The 3,197-nt window shown below is 46.0% G+C and carries 5 protein-coding genes; all 5 read right to left on the bottom strand.

Annotated elements, in window-relative coordinates:
- Positions 1-188, bottom strand: a 188-nt coding sequence (locus tag D6694_13295) for a hypothetical protein (GenBank protein RMH37468.1), incomplete at its 3' end; no start/stop codon positions are given.
- A 194-nt stretch (positions 189-382) separates the two neighbouring features.
- Entirely contained in the window at positions 383-910 is a 528-nt protein-coding gene (locus tag D6694_13290) for a hypothetical protein (GenBank protein ID RMH37467.1), read from the bottom strand.
- 228 nt (positions 911-1,138) lie between these two features.
- A complete protein-coding gene (locus D6694_13285; GenBank protein RMH37466.1) occupies positions 1,139-1,798 on the bottom strand; it encodes a hypothetical protein in 660 nt (219 codons plus the stop codon).
- Between the two features lie 88 nt (positions 1,799-1,886).
- The gene (locus D6694_13280; protein RMH37465.1) at positions 1,887-2,558 is read right to left on the bottom strand and encodes a hypothetical protein; all 672 of its coding nucleotides are present in this window, start codon (positions 2,556-2,558) and stop codon (positions 1,887-1,889) included.
- Positions 2,559-2,560: 2 nt separating this feature from the next.
- Entirely contained in the window at positions 2,561-3,133 is a 573-nt protein-coding gene (locus D6694_13275) for a hypothetical protein (protein ID RMH37464.1), read from the bottom strand.
- Positions 3,134-3,197: the final 64 nt, after the last annotated feature.

Here is a 3,197-nt window from a genome sequence, read left to right as displayed (position 1 = left end):
GCGAACTTACCTCCAGTGATCATCGACGTGGTACCACCGACAACAGCTGCGGCGATGATGCGCACTCCAGCAAACTCTTTCTTGCCCTCGCCAATGCCGTCAATCCACGCACCGGCCATTTCGCTCACGACCGCTGCCGTGAAGGCATGACCAAATTTTCCGCCTCGCTGTCCAGCGTTTGATTTCAATTTTTTGCTCTTTCATCTGACTCCCCCTGCCTGTATTACAACCTGAGCAGTTCAGGAGGGAGTCATGACATTGTAGTGCCCCCCTGATTTCTGCACGCTTTACGCTGCAAACTGGTGTTGACAACTTGAATGGTATGATCAGTCACGGGCAAAATCACCCTATCAATCCGGTTCGACCTGACGACAATAATGGCTCACCGTGCTTCTGATGCCCGGGCGCTTTCTAGAGCGCCCTTTTTGTATGCTTCAACCAAATGCTCTAGTAATAGATAGTAACATCCTATTCCCTTTCCAAAATATTTATCCCCAAACTTTTTTTCGCAAATATTATTTTTCTCACCTAAGAACCACGCATTATAAAAATAATCAAACAGATCGTCGTTCACCGACTCGCCATAGTGTGCCTTTCGATACGCGGCTCCAATATCAAGTTCGTCCTGAGTGCTCTCACTGACAAGCGCATCTTTGTAATCAAGCGGCAGGGCAAAATCAAGGAACTCCACTGCTTCCTCAAACGTGGAGGGTATTCGTACCGCTCCTGTCTTACAGTCAGTCTTGACGCGAAGTGTTATGGTGGCGCGTTTTTTTATCACTTTAGTAAAACGAACAGGCTGACGGACACGTTGTATTTTTATATTCACGTCTTTGTAACATTGTGTCACTTCACCAAAAGTTAAGGGTGTTAGAAAAAGGAATAGCATTGTCAGGATGAAACGAAACATAAACCACCTCTTAGACTAATGATTGGCTCTTGATTCCTCCACGCCGAAACTGTAGGTCCACCTAGGCTGTTTTCATCGCCTCAAATCACCACAGATATAGACGGCTTATGGTACTTCGGCAGCGAATTAGATCGTCATGCACTGCGACACACTCGAATAAGATCTATCGTGTCTGCTGGCGTGCCACAAATTTTCTCCATGAATCGCTTCTACTTTTAATTCGCAAACTCAAACGTCAGCCCAGGACCCCAGTAACTTAAGAAATCGGCGCTTAGCTTTTAGAAGCTGATGCCTGTCGGTGAAAGGAATCCAAACCTCAAGATACAACTCGTGAAAAAACACCCCTATTTCACAGATCTGGACAGCAGGGTGATATTTCCCAAACCAATACAAGGTCCCGTCATTCCCGGCTTGAGGCGGCCGTGTGAAGATCATCACAGGTTCAGAGGCTTCAGGGTTTGGATAGACAAAAACAAGACCAGATTTCTCATCCGTCTCGATCTTGCCCCCCTTGTAATCACCTCTGCCCAGCCAAGCGTCTTTGATTTTATTACGAAGCCATATAAACGAATCGAGGGAATAGTCAGTTATATCTACAAAAACATCATCCTTTTCACCTGTAGGGCGCAAGCCTAATTCCTCAAAAGGAATCTTAAGTGTGCGTAACTTGCTTACATCGACCTTTTTAGTCTCTTTATCAACAGCTAAGAATGGAACAATAATATATTCTCCGGGAATGCGCAGTGTCGTGCTCTTGATTTTCAGCGCAAATTTCCCATTTTCATCCACAGGTAAGCCATTTCCGCATGAAACAAGGCACAAGCTCAATACTATCGTAACGCTCAATACTGTCGTACATTTTAGCAAGAGTAATAAAAAGCTTTTCATAACCAACTATTATTTCCCCGACACTAAACAAGTCCGAAGACTTTCCTTTTCTACTTTATGTAGCCTCGGCGGCGTGAGTGCGCGACGCTTATTCTTCTGCTGGCGCGCTGTCATCAACCATCCAGGATTCAACAAGTTGCTTCACCATATTCCTGTAGTCCGCCATCCGCGCAGGTTCATTGACCGGCATGAATAATTTTACCCAAATGTCCCCGGTTCTAACTAGTGAGGCGCATTTGATATCTGATGAAGACCAAGTTATACAGTCGGCTAACCAATATTTTCGCCCATCAAGCCCGGGGTCTGGTCTTCGGGTAAATACACTAAAGTGTATATCATCGTGTGAATGCACATAGACGAGCCCCGTTTTCGGGTCTTCCTCAATGGCCCCTTTTTTAAAACGCCCGCGTCCCAGCCAGGCATCTTGTGTAAGTGGAAGCCATTCATGCATTGAGCGTCCTGAGGCCGGAGAAATAGTCACAGACAGCGATTCATTGTGACCTATTGGTTCAGAAAGAATATCTTCCATCGGAATAAGTAGCTGCAAACTGCGGCTTACATCAAGGCCTTTCTTCGGAAGCCACGGGAAAGGTGTCACTATATACTGTTTTGGAATGCGAAAAACCGTACTCCCAACTTTTTGCTTGACCTTCCCTTCTTTATCTACATCCAAGGATAAACTATGGCTATTACCGCATGAGGTCAGAAACAAGCTCCATGCGGCCCCACATATTATCAATAACAATTTTTTCGATTTCATAGCTACCACCACTCGTACGGGTCCTCGTCACATCCACTGCACCAAAGAAATGCAAGTAGGTCTGTCGGGTGAACCGGAGAATCATCAGAAAACGGATTTACACGCACGCTCCCACCAAAGATATAATGAGGAATATTGTATTTCTTAAAGACTTCCCAGTGATAGTGCGTCACTTGATAAGGATCAAGAAGATGGAGAACGCCTTGTTTGTCCATTTGTACCATTTTCGCGTGCGCCTTTGCCAACTCAAGTGCAATTTGTTCCTTGGTTACATCAATACCATGTTCCTTAATATAATCCTCCAAATCACTCCATGTCCACGCTGCCAGACCTCGTTCCAACCATGAGGCACCGACGTCGTCGCCATACCCCCATCCGATCAAGGCTATGCGTGCGACAGGATCTCCTTTTGCATATCTTGACTTCCAAAATCCAATATAATCCCCTTTCCTCAATAAATCCCATTCGTCATCGGAGATCGGGGCTCCCTTTTTCTCGTCGCCACCTTCATGGTTATGCGCCCTCGCAAACGCCGCGGTAATCGCCCCATTGGCGAACTTACCGCCGGTGATCACTTACAGTACGCTGTAGTATACTCGCATGAAGTGGTACTATCCGTGGTGTCCAGTATCATCCTAT

Source organism: Gammaproteobacteria bacterium (assembly GCA_003696665.1).
In the GTDB taxonomy this organism is placed as follows: Bacteria; Pseudomonadota; Gammaproteobacteria; order Enterobacterales.
The sequence above is the reverse complement of the archived record's forward strand: the minus strand, read 5'-3'. Positions and strand labels throughout refer to the sequence as shown.